Below are 13,328 nucleotides of genomic sequence, written 5' to 3'. Positions count from 1 at the left end.
TAAGGGTCATACGCCGAGGAACTCATGCTGGAGTTCGCGGTCGCTGAGAAGGTCCCGGGCGGGGAGGTCGCGGACGATTTCACCCTTGTCCATCAGGTGCGCATGCCGGGCGATCTTGGTCGCGAAGTCGAGGTTCTGTTCGACGATCACGACGGTAATGCCGCGTTCGCTGTTGATGCGACAGACCGTGTCCGCGATCTGGTCGACGATCGACGGCTGGATGCCCTCGGAGGGTTCGTCGAGCAGCAGAACCCGGGGGTTCGTCATCAGTGCACGCCCCAGAGCGAGGATCTGCTGCTGCCCGCCGCTGAGTCCGCCGCCGCGCTCCGCACGCTTGGCGCGCAGGACGGGGAACTCGTCGAGTATGTGCTCCAGGGTGTCGGTCCAGTCGTCCGGCCGAGCTCCGTAGCCTGCGACTTTGAGGTTGTCGAGAACCGAGAGGCTTGGAAAGATGTCGCGCCCCTGCGGCACATAGGCGATGCCTGCCCGGGCACGGTGGTGAGTCCGCCGACGGGTGAGGTCCTGATCGTCGAGCATGACTTTCCCGCTGGTCACCGGGACGGCCCCGACGATGGTCTTCAGCAGCGTCGATTTTCCTACTCCGTTGCGGCCCAGCACCGCGACCATGTCGCCCTTCTCCACGGTGAGGGACAGTCCGTGCAGGACGGTGGTGCGGCCGTAGCCGGCGTGGACGCCATCAACGATCAGCATGGGAGGCTCCCCGTCCGAGGTAGATGTCCAGGACGCGTTCGTCCGCACGCAGTTCTTCGATGGTGCCGCTGGTGAAGATGCGGCCCTCGTTGAACATGGTGACCGGGCAGTCCAGATTGCGGACGAACTCCATGTCGTGTTCGACGACGATGACCGTCGCGGTCCGGGCGAGATCCTGGATGAGATGTGCGGCTCGCATGGTCTCTTCGCGGGTCATCCCGGCCGTGGGTTCGTCGAGCAGCACGACCCTCGATTCGCCGGCCATCACCATGCCGATCTCCAGCCACTGCCGTTCGCCGTGGGCGAGCTCGCCGGCGAGCCGCTGCGCCTTGTGGGACAGGTGCAGCCAAGCCAGGGTCTGCTGGGCCCGGGTGTCCGCTTCGGCGATGCTGTGGTGCGCGCTGTACGCGGCGAGCCAGACGTTCTCGAAGGCGGTCAGTTCGCCGTAGAGGCTGGGAACCTGCAGTTTGATGCCCAGGCCGCGCCGGGCTCGCTGGTCGGCACGCAGCCGGGTGACGCGTTCGTCGCCGAGGAAGATGTCGCCGGAGGTGGGCCGGTAGCGTCCGGAGAGCATATTGAAGAACGTGCTCTTGCCTGCGCCGTTGGGCCCGATCAGGCAGTGCACCCCGTTGGGGGGCACGCTCAGGGAGGCACCGGCGAGGGCGGCCACACCGCCGAATCGCTTGTGCACGTCCACCGCCGTGATGGTCGTGGCGGGACGCGTCTCACGCGGAACGATGTCCACGGACTCCAGTTCCTCGGACGTGCCGGCCGGGGGCGCGGACTCGGTGGTGTCGGGGCGGATGGCCGTCAGCACTCGGCGGGCGAGTGCCGACAGGGCGGGGAGCACTCCCTCGGGCAGCAGGAGCACGACGGCGATCAGGAGTGCGCCGAGCACGATCGGGGTGGCCGAACCAGCGCCGCCGCCCAGTTCGTCCGAGACACCCTGGACGATGGCCGCGCCGACGAAGGCGCCGAAGAGGGAGCGGCGCCCTCCGACCAGCACCCAGATCGGTACCAGCGCGGCCTGGGCCAGGCTGAAGATGCTTGGGGTGACGGAGGTGCCCCAAGCGGCGAAGAGTCCTCCGCTCAGGCCGGCGATGGCGCCGCCGATGGTGAAGGCGATCAGCTTGTAGCGGCGTACGTCATAGCCCAGCAGTTCGGTGCGCAGCTCGTTGTCACGCAGGCCAGCGAGGATGCGGCCGAACGGGCGGCGCAGGAGCAGATGCAGGCCGAATCCGACGACGGCTGCCACTGCCACGGATGTGAAGAGCATGCTGTTGGGGTCCAGAACCTGGCCGGTGCCCGGGAGCATCAAGGGGGGTACGCCGATGATGCCGTTGTAGCCGCCCAGGAGGGCCTGCCCGATGTGGTAGCTCGGGTCGGCCGTGCTTGACATGAAGGTCAGGAGGACCAGGGTGAAGGCGAGCGTGATGATCGAGACGTATACGTCTCCCACGTTGCCATAGAAGATGAAGTAGCCGATCACGGCTGCGACCACGGCCGTCACCACGATCGCTGCGAGGAGCGCGGTGATGGTTTCGTTGGTGCGGGGAACGATGTTAATGCCCAGGATGCTGTAGGCGTAGGCGCCGATTCCGAAGAAGGCGCTCTGGCCGAAGCTGAAGATCCCGGCGCGCCCCCACACGAAGGTGAAGCTCAGGGCGAGCAGGCCGTAGATGGCCCACAGGCTCCAGCTCTGTGCCTGGAAGGGGGCGACAGTGGCAGAGAGTATGGCGACGGCGACGATCACAACACCGGCGCCGGGGATCTCGATGGGCAGATATTTGCGAAGCGTACCCAGTGCCGGGATTGCCGGGCGGGAACCGCAGGTGTGGTTGGCCGACATCAGCGCCTCCTTTCCCAGTATCCGGAGATGCCCGTCGGCAGGAACCGCAGGATCACGATGGCGACGACGAGCAGGGCGACGGTGCCGAGAACCGACGTGGCTAGGTTGGAGACGACGGCGTTCACGCCGCCGAGCAGGCCGGCTGCGCTGGCAGTGCCGGAGAGCACTCCGGGGCCGCCGACGACGACGGTCATGAAGGCCCGCCCGACGTAAGCCTGGCCCATGCTCGGAACGACGGCAGTCATCGGTGCGAGGAGCGCTCCGCCTGCTCCCGCCAAGGCGGACCCAAAGCCGAAGGTAAGCATGTTGGTGCGGCGCACATCGACACCGACAGCAGCTGCCATGTCCGGGATGGCGACGGCAGCGCGGGCCATGATGCCATAGCGGGTGCGGGTGAGGACGAGGTGGGTAATCACCAACAGCAGGAGCGCTGCGGCGATGAGGACCAACGAGTATTCGGAGACGGAGTAGTCACCGATACGGACGCTGCCCAGCGGGGTCGGTATGCCGTTGGTGGCCGGGCCGTAGATGAGGACTACGACCTGGACCAGGATCAGGCTAAGTCCCCAGGTGGCCAGCATGGTCGCCGGCATGCGCCCGTACAAGCGCTGGATGAGGAGCCGTTCGACGACGATTCCGACGCCACCGACGGCGAGGGCGGCCAGGGGCATCGCGATCCACAGGTTCAGCCCGTGCTGGACACCGGCCAGCGTGAAAAAAGCACCGAGCATCAGGAATTCGCCGTGGGCGAGGTTGATGACGCCCATCATCCCGAAGAGGACACCCAGCCCCAGCGAGATGACGGCCAGGAGAGCGATGCTGCTGAGCAGTGTGATGCCCAGGTTGGCGAGTTGGTCAGGTTGCACAGTCTTGCCCTTTGTTCGGTCCGCGGCGCGCCTACGGGGTGAACTGCTTGTTGAGGGAGGGGTTCTTCTGCAGGTCGCACACCGACTGTTCATAGGCAGGCGCGACTGCGTCCTTCGTCTCGAGGACCTTGAAGCCGTGGTGGGCGTCGGCTTCAGCGATGCTGATGCTCTGTGTCGCGTGGTGCGAGCCGCCGCTCATAGAGACCTTGCCGGTCGGCGTGTCGATGGACACTCCGGCCTCCAGGGCGGCGATGACCTTGTCGCGGTCCAAGGTGCCGGCCTTGTTGGCAGCCTTTGCCCACAGATGCCAGCCGTTCCACTCCTCCACGGCGGCGTTGGGTACGTAGCTGTCGTTCTTGTGCTTGGTGCGCCAGGCCTTGAGGAAGGCTGTGTTTGCTGGCGACTTCAGGCTCTGGAAGTAGGGGAAGGCGACCGTATGTCCCTGACCCTCCCGTGGGGCGAGCACGATGTTCTCGCTGCCGCCTCCGAAGGTCGTCGAGACGATCTTCATCTTCTTGCTGAGGCCGGTGGAGGCGAAGTCCCGGTAGAAGGCGGAGTGGTTGCCGCCGACGAGGAATGACACCACCACATCGGGCTTGGCGGCCTGGAGGTGGTTGATCACCGCGCCAAAGTCGGAACTTTCCAGGGGGACGAAGTCGGTGCCAACTACGTTGCCCCCCGCCTTCTTGGCGTACTGCTTGGCCCAATCGGCTGAGATGCGGCCAAAGTTGTAGTCGGCCGCCACAATGTAGATCTTCTTGCCGAGGTTTTGGGTGGTGTAGGGGATCAGGGGTGCGAGCTGCTGGGAAGCAGAGGCTCCGGTGACGAAGACGTTCTTGTCGCAGACGCCGCCTTCGTAGAAATTGTTGTAGAAGTACAGGGTCTTGGCGCGGTCGACGACGGGTCTGACCGCCTCACGGGAAGCGCTGGTGATGCCACCCATGACGACGGAAACCTTGTCCTGCAGCGTGAGCTTGCTCGCGTACTGCGTGTACTTGGAGTTGTCGGACTGCGCGTCGTAGCTGACGAGCTTCAACTTACGGCCAAGCACGCCGCCGTGGGCGTTGATGTCCTTGATCGCCAGCTCGGTGGCCTCGATCTTCGGCTTTCCGACGACGTTGAGAGGGCCAGTGGCGTCGAGGATACTGCCGACCAACATGGGGCCAGAGGAACTGTCGGATCCAGCGGCGTTGTTGGGGCCACAAGCTGTCGCGCCTACGAGGAGGAGTGCGGTCGCGGCGGAGCCGCCGTAGGTGAACAAGGTTCGGGAAGTAGACATCCGAAGTCTCACTTCTGTGCAGTGCCATCAGGCAGCGTGGGTGGTGTCTCTTGCGACGCAGCCGTGCCTCAGCCGCGCTGGGCGTGCTGATGCGGCCGGCCGGTGATGTGCTAGTCGGACAGTGCTGGGGTGCCCGGCGAGCTGAGCAGACGAGGCAGATGAGGAAGCAAGCCAGTGCCCTCGGCGCAGTTGACATACTCGAAGAGGGTTCCTTGGGGCAGGACGAAGAGCTCGTGCCAGGTCACGACGTCCCGTCGTTCCTTGTAACGGCGCTTCATCGCGATGGCGTGCCGGTAGATCGCCAGGTGCGACTCGTGCTGCGCGGCCCAGGACTCCAGGTCGGCCAGCGAGGTGAACACCGCCTGGATGGATGTCTCTCGCCGTGGCTGTCCGCTGTCGGACAGATTCGTCAGGCGGCGAAGATACAGGCATCCGCTGGAGGGGTGCTGCTCCAGGTAGTCCATGCCGCGATCGAGTTTTGCCTTGAGGTTGTGCTCGTAGTCCTCGGCCTGTTCCGGTTCGGAGTTGTGCCAGAACTGCCCGGACCGTAGGACCGTCAGGTTGTGGGGGACGGTCACTGCGAGACGACTGCCGGCGCTTTTCGGGCCGGGCAGGGGCGGCGCGAGCGCTGGTGCGCGCAGATCGTCCATGGCGGACAGGGGGATGCGGTCGCGTGCCGCGCCGAAGTAGCCGTTGGTGGTGATAGGGACGAGGGCTGTGTCCGGTGTCCGTGCCAGCCCGATGCGGTAGGCGGCATCGGAGTAGATCGTCTCGTGTCGGTCGTAGGGACACAGGAGCCGCTCGCGCCAGTACCCGACCTCGTCGGTCAGACGGGTACGCTCGTCCCACCAGCTGCGCCAGGATGAGTCTGTGTCCCAGGCGCCGTGCTCGGCCGGTGACGTCCAGTACGCGATGATCACGGTGCTCGGCAGGCCCGCCTCATCGGTGCAGACGGTGACCTCGTGTGCGGACGGACCGTTCGGCTCTTTGAACCATCGGCGCATCTGCTGGATGAAGGAGTGCTGCTGCGGGCTGCCAGGAGCAGCGTTTTGCAGGCCGAAGTACTCGCTGATCAGCACGGGCACGGGATGGCGCCAGCGCAGTGAATACCGTGGTGCCGCCGGTGTGTGTCCCTCTGGTCTGCGGGCGGGTATGCGGCGCTGGTAGGCGACGTCGAAGAACGGCGGAGAAGTCGATTCGTCACTCATCAGCCACGCTCCGGTGTGAGTCGGCCCGCGGTCCGCCGGTGAGCACGGTGCGGCTCTGATCGGCAGGCGCGTTCCCTGAGCGATCGCATGCCGCCGGTGTGGTGGCAGGTTCCTCGCCGACGATGGTGAGGGGCTTGTGGCGGGTGCCAGTCACGGTCAGCTGGAACACATCAAAGCGGTTGTAGGTGCCGACGATGTCGTGGGCCAGTTTGAGGGAGACTGATTCCTGGGGATCCAGTTCCGCGTAGAGGATGCCCTCCTCGCCGATGAGCGGGCCGGCGATAACGTCTCCGCGCGGTCCGATGACCAGCGTCGCGGTGGGTGTGCTGGTCAGAGCGCGGGTGATCTCTGCATCGCCCTGGGCCACATGCTCGACGGTCGCCGCGTCCAGCGTCGTCGCGGCGACCACGGTGAAGACCTTACCCTCGAACGAGTGCGCCGCGGCGCGCACACGAATGCTGTCCACGAGGTCGTACTCGGGCTTGCCTTCGCGCTGCTCGAACGGCCAGGCCGGCGGATAGCTTGCGATGTGCACCTGCTCACCCCGTGCGAGGAGGGTGTAGCGGGCGAGGGTGTTGGTGTTCTCGCCGCAGATAAGAACACCCACCATAGTGTCATCCAGCTGGACCGGCTGCAGGTCATAGCCGTCACCATGTGACCAGGTGAGGCGTTCGTACCAAGTGGCCACGAGCTTGCGCCGATGGTTGATCAGACGGCCGCTGCGGTCGAAGACGAGATTGGTGTTGAAGACCTGGGCGGTGCTGTTCGGCGCCAGTTCGTTGACGCCGATGGACAACGCGACGTTGAAGCGTGCCGCGATGGCAGCCAGCCGGTCCGCATGCGGTCCTGGAACCGTGATCGACGATGCGACGAGCTCTTCGTAGAAGCCGTGCTGCCTGACGGCCGGGATGACTCCTCCCCACAAGGGATAGCCCGCGACGAAGCTCTCACCGAACACGATGAGGTCCGCCTGGCTGGATGCCTTCGCGACCAACTCCTCCACCTTGTCGAGTGTCTTCTCGACGTCGAGAAAGACCGGGGCGGCCTGGACGGCTGCGACGGTGATCGTCTTCCGGCGGTGTTCCTGGCTCATATCAGCTCCTTGGCCGCAGCCCACTCAGCTTGTCGAAGTTGCTCGACAGAATTCCACCGAGGCGCGGCATGAGATGAAGATAGCTGCGATGCGCCCAGGAAGAAGCACGGGAGCATCACAAAAGGCAGTCAGGGATATAGTCGAAAAGCGTCGACAATACAGGAGGGGCGATGAGGGAAGAGCTGGAGCAAGCAGGGCTCGAGCCGAAGGAGGCACAGCTGTATCTGGCCGTTCTCACACTGGGGGAGCCAACCGTTGCCCAGGCCGCGCATGCCGCTCAGATCAGCCGCACCAACGCGTACGACGTCGTGCGCAGGCTGACACAACGCGGTCTGATCACAGTGACCGAAATCGGGCCCACAGGGGAGCGCGCCGGCCGCAGCCGCGGTGTACTGCGCGCCACGGATCCCGAGCAGTTCCTCAACGAGTGGCGAGAGCGGGGCAACGTCCTCGAACAGCTCGTTCCACGCCTCAGAGCCGTGATGAGCACACAGTCCGGCAGGCCCCGCGTGCGCTACCTAGAGGGGCAGGCCGGGATCACGGCGGCGCTGCGCGAGACCCTCACCTGGGGTGTCCCCCTCAAAGGCATCCTGTCGATGATGGACCTCCTGCAGGTGCCCGGAGAGCAGGCCGTGGAGGAGTACATCGCCAGGCGTCGTGAGCTCGGCATCAGCCTCCGGGTGATCCGCTCACCGGAGAAGGAGACCCAGGACATCTGGCCCTCGGATCAGCAGTACCTGCGCGAGGTCCGCTTCGCACCGCCGCAGCACATTTTCACCATGACCACGGTCATCGGCACGGAGTCCGTCGCGGTGATCTCGTCACGCCAGGAGAACTTCGCCATGATGATCGACAGCGTCGAGTACGCTGGCCTCCAGTCCGGCCTCTTCGACTCCCTCTGGTCCATCAGCACCGGGTGAAACCCGGACCCTCCTCCTAGGTCCTGCGGAGGGCCCCCGTGCGGCGTAGGCGGCGGACGACCGAGCGGTTCGGGGGGCGGGTGTTCGGGGGTGGGCGGGGGTCCACAGGGCCAGTTCGCGGTCGCGGGGCCGTCGGCCGTGTGCGGGGGGGGCCGTCGCCGAAGATCCGGACCGGGTGGCCCTCGTCCCAGCGCTCCCATCCCGGGGACCTGTCGGTCACGAACCGCACCCACGCCTCGTGCATCGCGTCGGCCAGCTCCTGGGGCGCGCCCTCGCCGGCGAGCTTGCGGGCGTCGGGCTCGTCGCCGCTGACGAGACGGCTGTAGGCCTTGTCGATCACGAAGCGCGGCTCGGCCGAGGTCAGTCGGTCGCGGGCGTCGCCGACGGCTATCCGGAAGCCGGGCTCCGGACCGTCGTTGCCCCAGCCGCGGTGCCACTCGCCGATCTCGGTCACGACGTGGTCGGCGAGCTCGGCGGCGCGCGAGCCGTGGCCGGTGACGCCGACCTCCCAGAACTTGCCCTGCTTGTCCTCGCCTTCACGTTGGGTCAGGTAGGCGAGCGTGTCGCCGTCGAGGGCGGCCATGGCCCCCAGCCGAAGCTCGGGGCGTAGCCGGGCCGGGAGCCGGGCATGCGGGACAGGCCGTTGGGCAGCACGCACGCCAGGTACAGGTACATCCACTCCCAGGGGGCGCCCTTGCGGAACTTCACGCCGGTGTAGAGCGTGGTTTGCGCCTGGTCCAGGACGGTGCGCATCGCTTCGCGGTCCACCTCCTGTTCGCTGAAGGTCTCCAGGCGCACGTTGCCCCCACCCTCGTGGGGAACGAGGATATACTGAGTTTTTCGTTAGTTCTGTGGTGTTTGGGTATGAATAGTCAGGCCGGTGTGGGTGAGGAAGGACCACGGGAGTTGCTCGCTGGAGCAGACTCGGTGGATGCCGCGTTCGGCTGCGTCGGCGACATCGGCGAGGTGGTCGCCGGCGAGGTTGGCCAGCTCGCGGGTCTTGATGGCCGACCACAGCAGTTCGACCGGGTTGAGTTCGGGTGCGTAGGCCGGCAGCCGCTCGAGGGTGAGCCAGTCCTGCTCGGCCGCCCAGGCCCGCATACCCCGACTCCAGTGGGCGGACAGTCCGTCCCATACCAACACCACCGACTCACCGGCATAGAAGGTCTTGATCTGTTCCAGCACCTCGATCAGGGAAGTGGTGTCGTAGCTGCCCGGCTTGAGGTGGAAGCACAGCCGCGGGCCGCGTTCGAGGTCGGCGGCGTGGTAACCCAGCGCGGCGGCCATCCCGGCTCGTTTCCAGTTCAGCCGGTGCCGCAGGGTGGGAGTGTGCCCGCGGGGTGCGTAGGTGCGGCGCACCTGAGGCAGCAGCGACACGCCCGATTCGTCGAAGAAAACGATCCAGGCACGTTTCTTCACCGCCCCTTTTTGATGCGCGGCCACTCGTGGGCGACCCATCGGGCGATCTCGGACTCGTCCCGTTCGACGGCCTGGCGCCTGGGCCGCTACAGACTCCATCCCAGCCGCCTGGTCAGCAGGCGCCATACCGAGGCCCGGGCCAACGTCACCCCGGTCACCCGCTCAACCACCACGCCGACCCGTTCCAAGGTCCACAGGTCCGCCTCGAATGCGTGCGCCTGAGCGCCCTGCTCCAGCGCAGTCCGCACCGCTACGACCTGGGCGTCATCCAGCTTGGGCGGCCGACCGGTAGCCGGGCTCCGCCGCAATGCCTCAGCCCCGCCCTGCTCCCATAGGCGTTTCCACCGGCGCACACTCTCAGGATGCATCCCCACTTCCCGGGCAACCTCGGATGAAGGACGTCTCTGCTCGAACAACTCGGCCGCGCGCATACGACGGGCCTCGGCCAACTGCGGCCGCGTCAACGGCAGAACGGAGACATCAACAACAGTATCCTGCGGCTTGGAAGACACACCATCATGCTCACACTGCCGAAACCACAACCACCACAGAACTAACGAAAAACTCAGTAGATGTCGTCGCAGATGCCCTTGCGCAGGGGCACGAACGTCGCCATCTCGCAGGAGACCGTCTTCCAGGTGTCGCCTTCGCCGTCGCGTTCGAAGGCGAAGGAGCAGGAGATGCTGCCGCGGATCCGCATGGGGAGGATCAGGCGTCCGCCGGGGGCGAGCTGGTCGAGGATCCGCACAGGGATGTCGCCGGCGCCGACGGTGAACTGGATGCGGTCGTAGGGGGCGCGCTCGGGGAGACCGGCAGCGCCGTCGCCCAGTACGGCGGTCACGTTCGTGGATCCGGCCTCGGCGAGGTTCTTGCTTGCGCCGTCGACGAGGTCCTGGTCGACGTCCACGGTCCACACGTGGCCGCCGGATCCTACGAGGTGGCCGAGGAGGGCAGCGTCGTAGCCGGTGGCCGCGCCGGCTTCGAGGATCTTGTGCCCGGGCTGGGCGCCGACCCGCTCCAGTTGGGTGGCGACGATCGAGGGTGCGGAGATACAGGAGATCATCTCGCCCGTCGCGTCGTGCTTGATGGGTACGGCGTCGTTGACGTACGCGGCCTGGAGCTCGGCGCCGGGGAGGAACCGGTGGCGCTCGGTGGCCCGGAAGGGCGTGGGGGAGCTGTGCTCCCAGGGTCGCGCAGCCAGGCCCAGAAGGCACCCGGTATCCGAAGCGCGTCCGCAACCCGCTCAATTGTGTCAAGCGCGGTCACCCGCCTCACCGCGAGCGATCTTGGAGACGCGGTCGGCCTTCATGCCGCATGCTTCACCGATCCGGTTGAAGCTGATCCCGGCCCCGTGCGCCATGGCGAACACGACCGGGAAGTCCCGGTCCTTCACGGCATGGACGAACGCCGGATCGTGCAGCAGGCGGTACGGAACCTGGGCTGGTGATGCCGGTAAGTCGTCCACGAGTTCCCCCAATTGCGGATTATGACGGGGCGTCAGGTCTGACGATACCCCCGCGATGGGGGCCCCACGGTGGGGTTACCGGCCACGTCGGGGGCGGCTTCACTGGCGGCTGTCGCAGGCGTGCCGATCCGGCCGCCGAACCCCCGCTCCGGAGGAGGAACCTCATGCAGTCCAAGTCCCAGAACGCCGCCGCCCGCACATCGGCGGCGGTGGAGGAGACGACCGAGCAGACCATCACGCAGGCCCCGGTGGTCGCCGTCGACATCGAGGACGAGGAGTAGGCGTCTCTCGCGTCGCGGCCTGGGTGCCCCTGTCTCTCCGCTGAACCTTCTTGAGGTCCCGGGAGGGCGGGGGCGCCCCTCGCGCTTCACTGTCTGGAGATCACCGTGCCGCAAGCATCGGTGCGCTGCGGGCAGCCGAGCTCGCCGAGTTCGGGATGCTCGGGGTTGGCAGTATCTACGCCTCTTACGCGCACGGGCACATCGACGGCGACTGGGAGGCGCTGACCTGGCCGGTGGTCAACCTCCGGCGCGCCATGCAGCTGGCGGTCACCACCGGGGTGCTCCCCCAGGGACGGGCCGACCGGCCTTTGGAGGCGTTGAAGGCGGTCTACTACCCGCAGCGCACCACGACGGCGGTGCGGGCCGTGTGCAGTCGCCTCGGCGAGAGCCGGTTCGCCGAATGGCTGGCCGCGCAGCGCGAGAAGGATGGGCACTTCGCCGATCTCAAGCGCGCCGACGCCCTCGCCGCCGTACGTGCCGCCATCGACGGCCACACCCCATCGGCGGCCCGCAGCTTTCCGCCGCCCGTGTGGGAGACGACGTACTTCAGGCGCTGGTCCAACGCCTTCGCCCGCAGCCGTGTCGACGGGCTCGACCTGTCCACCGCCGACCGGGTCGTTTACCAGCAAGTGTTCGATCCCGGGTTCGCCAGGACATGGTCCGCCTACCTCGAGCACCGCTCCCTCAACCCGGCCGATGGTGGGCCGGGCGTGCCGCTGGAGGAACGGCTGGCCGCGGTCACCGGCGGGGACGTGCCGGCCCATCAGGTGTTCCACCCGCCCGTCGACCTGCGAGACGCGGAAACCGTGGCCCTGCTGCTGGCCGGCGAGACTCCCGACGACCGGCGGGCGGTCGCCCGCTATGCCGACGCCCTCGCGCGGGCCGAGTTCACCGCGCTGGCGGTGCGCGACGACCTCACACGCCGAGTGCTGCTGGAGGTGTGGCAGTGCTCTGAGGGGCGGTTCGATCGCGAAGCCTCCGCGCGCGGCCTGCTCCACGGAGCACGCGCCGTCGAGGAAGCCAAGCGGCTGGTTCCCGGGTACCTCGACGACGTGCACAAGACGAAGGAGGCAAGCTGGTGATGCCCGGTAACGGCATGGTGGCGCTGCCGGGCACGGTACGCGCCCGGTCCCCGGAGGAGACATGGGAGGTGGTGGCCCCTCTCCTGCCGGGTTTCGGTATCACCCGGGTCGCGCGCGGGGCACACGCGGGCTATTCGTCAGGCGTGCTGGCACGGTCCGCTGGCTACCGTCACCGTCGTGGAAGCAGCCGTTTCCGCCGGGGCGAGTCGACCTGACGCGACCCGCCCCGTCCAAGTCTTCGTGCTCCGCGAGCACCCGCCCGGCTTGCCCGGGCCCAGACCATACCCGTTCCCGGCCAGCGGATCCCTCCCGCCCGGCCGGGACACCGTCGAGGAGCCGGGTCGCAACCCCCCGCTTTGCGCCCCCGCCCTCGCCCCCGGGCGGGGGCGCCTGTTGGGCGGCGCCCCCGCCCCAGCCGCCGACGAGCACCCCGCCCGTCGCGCCATGTCCCCCTGGAGGAGCGCGTGTCCACCGCCGTCGTACGGGTCGCCAAGCCGACTCCGCCACGCACCAGGCGCTGGCCAGCACCGGTCTGGGCTCTCCTCGCAGGCACCTTCATCACTCGCGCCGCCGGCTTCACCTACCCGTTCATGGCCTACTTCCTGGCCGACCTCGGCTACGGCCCCGGTGCGACCGGGGCGGTCCTGGCGGCCTTCGGCGCCGGGTGGATCGCCGTGCAGATGGCCTGCGGCTACCTCGCCGACCGGATCGGGCGCCGCCCCACCCTCCTGGTCGCGATGGTGCTCGCCTCCGTGGTTATGCCGCTGCTCACCGAGTCACACTCCCTACTCGCCCTACTGGCCGGTGCCCTGGTGGCCAGTGCCGCCTACGATGCGCCTCGCCCGGTCGCCAGCGCCGTCATTTCGTCGGGGCGTCCCAGGCGCTGCAGGGACAGCGAGCTGAGCAGGGTTTCGAGGGCCTCGGGGTCCGGCTTTTCCATCTCGGTCTCCATCATTCCCGCCTCCACGACGTTGGCCGTGATGTCCCAGGGCCCGAGGTCCCGTGCGGCCCCCAAGGTGTATCTGGTGATCCCTGCCTTGGCTGCCGAGTAGCCGGCCATGCCCGGGATACCGACCCGGGAGCCCATTCCAGAACTCACCGTGACGATACGGCCGCCGCTCGCAGCACTCGGGAGGCCGCCCGGATGATGGCGAC

15 protein-coding genes and 1 pseudogene are annotated in these 13,328 nt (G+C 67.3%); 3 read left to right on the top strand and 13 right to left on the bottom strand.

Annotated elements, in window-relative coordinates:
- Nucleotides 1–6: 6 nt before the first annotated feature.
- The 6 genes from ACZ470_RS34360 to ACZ470_RS34335 all read right to left on the bottom strand — a co-directional run bounded on the left by ACZ470_RS34360 (nucleotide 7) and on the right by ACZ470_RS34335 (nucleotide 7,006).
- The gene (locus ACZ470_RS34360) at nucleotides 7–711 is read right to left on the bottom strand and encodes an ABC transporter ATP-binding protein (protein ID WP_468433696.1); all 705 of its coding nucleotides are present in this window, start codon (nucleotides 709–711) and stop codon (nucleotides 7–9) included.
- A complete protein-coding gene (locus ACZ470_RS34355) occupies nucleotides 698–2,560 on the bottom strand; it encodes an ABC transporter permease subunit (RefSeq protein ID WP_468433695.1) in 1,863 nt (620 codons plus the stop codon). The genes ACZ470_RS34360 and ACZ470_RS34355 overlap by 14 nt, the downstream gene beginning before the upstream one ends.
- Entirely contained in the window at nucleotides 2,560–3,426 is an 867-nt protein-coding gene (locus ACZ470_RS34350; RefSeq protein ID WP_468433693.1) for an ABC transporter permease subunit, read from the bottom strand. Before ACZ470_RS34350 ends, ACZ470_RS34355 begins: the two co-directional genes overlap by 1 nt.
- A gap of 31 nt (nucleotides 3,427–3,457) precedes the next feature.
- Nucleotides 3,458–4,585, bottom strand: coding sequence for an urea ABC transporter substrate-binding protein (locus tag ACZ470_RS34345; RefSeq protein WP_468433691.1), 1,128 nt, complete (start codon nucleotides 4,583–4,585; stop codon nucleotides 3,458–3,460).
- A 230-nt stretch (nucleotides 4,586–4,815) separates the two neighbouring features.
- Complete coding sequence (locus tag ACZ470_RS34340; RefSeq protein ID WP_468433689.1) at nucleotides 4,816–5,913, bottom strand: phenylacetaldoxime dehydratase family protein; 1,098 nt, start codon at nucleotides 5,911–5,913, stop codon at nucleotides 4,816–4,818.
- A complete protein-coding gene (locus ACZ470_RS34335) occupies nucleotides 5,906–7,006 on the bottom strand; it encodes a carbon-nitrogen hydrolase family protein (protein WP_468433687.1) in 1,101 nt (366 codons plus the stop codon). Before ACZ470_RS34335 ends, ACZ470_RS34340 begins: the two co-directional genes overlap by 8 nt.
- A gap of 170 nt (nucleotides 7,007–7,176) precedes the next feature.
- Between ACZ470_RS34335 and ACZ470_RS34330 the strand changes: the two genes are divergently transcribed.
- Nucleotides 7,177–7,926 (top strand): TrmB family transcriptional regulator, encoded by a 750-nt coding sequence (locus ACZ470_RS34330; protein WP_468433685.1) that lies wholly within the window; start codon nucleotides 7,177–7,179, stop codon nucleotides 7,924–7,926.
- 16 nt (nucleotides 7,927–7,942) lie between these two features.
- Here the strand turns inward: ACZ470_RS34330 and ACZ470_RS34325 are convergent, their stop codons facing one another.
- From ACZ470_RS34325 to ACZ470_RS34300, 6 genes are all read right to left on the bottom strand, one after another.
- Complete coding sequence (locus ACZ470_RS34325) at nucleotides 7,943–8,509, bottom strand: hypothetical protein (RefSeq protein WP_468433683.1); 567 nt, start codon at nucleotides 8,507–8,509, stop codon at nucleotides 7,943–7,945.
- Entirely contained in the window at nucleotides 8,473–8,724 is a 252-nt protein-coding gene (locus tag ACZ470_RS34320; protein ID WP_468433682.1) for a hypothetical protein, read from the bottom strand. The genes ACZ470_RS34325 and ACZ470_RS34320 overlap by 37 nt, the downstream gene beginning before the upstream one ends.
- A 45-nt stretch (nucleotides 8,725–8,769) precedes the next feature.
- The gene (locus ACZ470_RS34315; protein WP_468433680.1) at nucleotides 8,770–9,345 is read right to left on the bottom strand and encodes a transposase; all 576 of its coding nucleotides are present in this window, start codon (nucleotides 9,343–9,345) and stop codon (nucleotides 8,770–8,772) included.
- An 86-nt stretch (nucleotides 9,346–9,431) separates the two neighbouring features.
- Complete coding sequence (locus ACZ470_RS34310) at nucleotides 9,432–9,857, bottom strand: helix-turn-helix domain-containing protein (RefSeq protein WP_468433678.1); 426 nt, start codon at nucleotides 9,855–9,857, stop codon at nucleotides 9,432–9,434.
- A gap of 53 nt (nucleotides 9,858–9,910) precedes the next feature.
- Complete coding sequence (locus tag ACZ470_RS34305) at nucleotides 9,911–10,546, bottom strand: methyltransferase domain-containing protein (protein WP_468433800.1); 636 nt, start codon at nucleotides 10,544–10,546, stop codon at nucleotides 9,911–9,913.
- A gap of 51 nt (nucleotides 10,547–10,597) precedes the next feature.
- The gene (locus tag ACZ470_RS34300; RefSeq protein WP_468433676.1) at nucleotides 10,598–10,822 is read right to left on the bottom strand and encodes a hypothetical protein; all 225 of its coding nucleotides are present in this window, start codon (nucleotides 10,820–10,822) and stop codon (nucleotides 10,598–10,600) included.
- Between the two features lie 319 nt (nucleotides 10,823–11,141).
- On the opposite strand from ACZ470_RS34300, the gene ACZ470_RS34295 reads away from it, so the two are divergent.
- Entirely contained in the window at nucleotides 11,142–12,173 is a 1,032-nt protein-coding gene (locus ACZ470_RS34295; RefSeq protein WP_468433674.1) for a TfuA-like protein, read from the top strand.
- 590 nt (nucleotides 12,174–12,763) lie between these two features.
- Nucleotides 12,764–13,066 (top strand): annotated as a pseudogene (locus ACZ470_RS34290) (MFS transporter); the annotation flags it as partial.
- Here ACZ470_RS34290 and ACZ470_RS34285 read toward each other — a convergent pair.
- On the bottom strand, nucleotides 13,000–13,260 hold the full coding sequence (locus tag ACZ470_RS34285; RefSeq protein ID WP_468433798.1) for an SDR family oxidoreductase: 261 nt from the start codon (nucleotides 13,258–13,260) through the stop codon (nucleotides 13,000–13,002). The pseudogene ACZ470_RS34290 and the gene ACZ470_RS34285 overlap by 67 nt on opposite strands.
- Nucleotides 13,261–13,328: the final 68 nt, after the last annotated feature.

The sequence above is a fragment of the Streptomyces sp. NPDC031111 genome (assembly GCF_055570675.1).
The sequence above is the reverse complement of the archived record's forward strand: the minus strand, read 5'-3'. Positions and strand labels throughout refer to the sequence as shown.